This window comes from Mycobacterium sp. (genome assembly GCF_039583805.1).
GTDB lineage: Bacteria > Actinomycetota > Actinomycetes > Mycobacteriales > Mycobacteriaceae > Mycobacterium.
This window is the reverse complement of record NZ_JAVKSH010000003.1, coordinates 7,119-9,335: the sequence shown is the minus strand read 5'-3', so window position 1 is coordinate 9,335 and position 2,217 is coordinate 7,119. Positions and strand designations below refer to the sequence as shown.

The window sequence follows — 2,217 nt, the reverse complement described above, 5'->3', positions numbered from 1 at the left end:
GGACCGTGGACTGAGCCAGGACCGTGGACTGACGTGGTGTCGGCGCCGGCTGGGCCGCCTCTGGCGGGAGTGGTGCTGGCGGGGGGAGCGTCGCGGCGGATGGGCCGAGACAAGGCAACCCTCCCGGTTCCCGAACACCTGTGCGGCGGCGGCAGCACCACGATGGTCGAGCACGTGGTCGGCGTCGTGGCCCGACGGTGTCAGCCGGTGTTCGTGGTGGCCGCCCCGGGGCAGCCGCTGCCGGCCGTGCCGGCGCGGATCGTCCGTGACGAGGTGCGCGGTTGGGGTCCGTTGCCGGCCACCGGCCGCGGATTGCGGGCCGCCCGGGACGCCGGTGCTCAGCGGGCCTTCGTGTGCGCCGTCGACATGCCGTTTTTGACCGCCGAACTTCTCGACGTGCTCGCCGACCGGGCCGCGCAGGTTGACGCCGACGTGGTGCTGCCGTGGGACGGCCGGGACCACTACCTGGCCGCCGTGTACCGGACCGGTCTGGTCGAGCGGGTCGACGAGCTGGTGACCGCCGGGGAGCGCAGCATGCGCGCCCTGGTCGGCGCGGTCGACGCGCAACGAGTGGTGCTGACCGATTCCCGCATCCTGGTGAATGTGAATTCAGCTGCCGACCTGAGCGCGCTGCAACAGCCCTGACGTCGGCGCTGAAGTCGGCGTGATGGCGACAGCACTTAATCGGCGATCCAATGTCTCATTGATTAATGCGTAATAGAAGCGTTATCGCGTGACGACGGGAATCTGTGGCCGGGCGCGGAGTCGGCCGGCAACGACGTCAGAATCCGGGTAGAGCTCGTGACGCGGATTGCCATGAGGCAGCGCTGTTTTCACTTGCCAGGATCGCTCTCACCGGGCCGCGCAGTTGGGTGAGCCCCGGCGCGCACGGGCGGCTGCGCTGTTTGCGGGCACCCGTTGTCTCCGCGTTGCTCCGATGGGCCGCCGGGCATCCGAGTACAGATTGCAGTGAAAACCGTTCGCCGCCGGACGTTCGGTGTCGGCGTAATCCGAACGCGTTGACGACATGCGGAGGTCGGTGACGCCTCCATGTCGGCGTCGGCCGTGGGCGTGTCGCCGGAGACGGCGATCAGTCTGTGACGCAACGCAAGCCGGGCCGTCTGCGGCACCGGGCGGCGGATCGGCTGATCTGTCCACTGTTCATCCGGAGGGCGGTTGCCGGGCAGGGTGCCTCGATCCGAAACCGGCCGGCCGCCATGCCGGAAATCACGTGACCCAGCTCACGATTTCAGGGTGATCTGCCCCACATCAGCAGGACTATTGACCGGCATCAGCGGACGTGCAAAATCATGACGTGAGCTGGGAAAACAATTACTTCGGCCAATCGTTATCGTGTTGTTATCGGATCGATATATGCGGCGTGTCGCGGATGACGAATGCAATCCGGTCTCGTATGGTCCTTTCCAGCCCGAAATGAGCAGACAATGAGCACACCCAGGGCACACAAAATCGAATCCATTGGACCCGCGTGTGAGCGGGGCTGCGGCCGGCCGGCTCGCAGCCGCCGGGCAGTAGCCCATCGGGCGCCTCTCGCCCCCGCTGCCGTGCCGGAACGAGACGGCACGTCCCGAAGCATCCGACCCGCCTGGACACCGGCACCCCGCCCACATCGGTGGGCATCCTTCGGCGCGCGCACCGCGAAAGGAACGACTTTGAAGAACGTCCGCAAGACGCTCGTCATCGCCGCGATCACCGGGGTGCTCGTCGCCCCGTCTGCCGCCACTGCGGTGGCCGACGACGTCGACGGCGCGAACCCGCCGGCTGCCGACGGCACGAACCTGCCGGCGGACCTCTTGGCGGTCGGGCCCACGCCCGTGATGCCGGTGGTCGACGCCGGTGGCGACGAGCCGCCGCCCGCCGCTCCCGTGGTGGAGGCGGAGGCCGTCGGGCCTGCGCCCGACGCTCCGGACGAGGTTCCTCCGCCCGCTCCCGAGCCGGTCCGGGCGTACAGCGCGAACTGGGACGCCATCGCGCAGTGCGAATCCGGCGGCAACTGGTCGATCAGCACCGGTAACGGCTTCTACGGCGGTCTGCAGTTCACCTCCAGCACCTGGCGGGCCAACGGTGGCAGCGGCTCCGCTGCCAGCGCCAGCCGTGAGGAGCAGATCCGGGTGGCCGAGAACGTCCTGCGGACGCAGGGCATCGGCGCGTGGCCGGTCTGCGGCCGCCGCGGCTGACCTGACGTAGAGCGACGGC

2 protein-coding genes are annotated in these 2,217 nt (G+C 68.9%); both read left to right on the top strand.

Annotated elements, in window-relative coordinates:
* Positions 1 to 33: 33 nt before the first annotated feature.
* A complete protein-coding gene (mobA, locus tag ABDW21_RS00545) occupies positions 34 to 645 on the top strand; it encodes a molybdenum cofactor guanylyltransferase (protein ID WP_343709936.1) in 612 nt (203 codons plus the stop codon).
* A 1,028-nt stretch (positions 646 to 1,673) separates the two neighbouring features.
* Positions 1,674 to 2,198, top strand: a complete 525-nt coding sequence (locus ABDW21_RS00540; RefSeq protein ID WP_343709925.1) for a transglycosylase family protein — start codon at positions 1,674 to 1,676, stop codon at positions 2,196 to 2,198.
* The last annotated feature ends 19 nt before the right edge of the window (positions 2,199 to 2,217 follow it).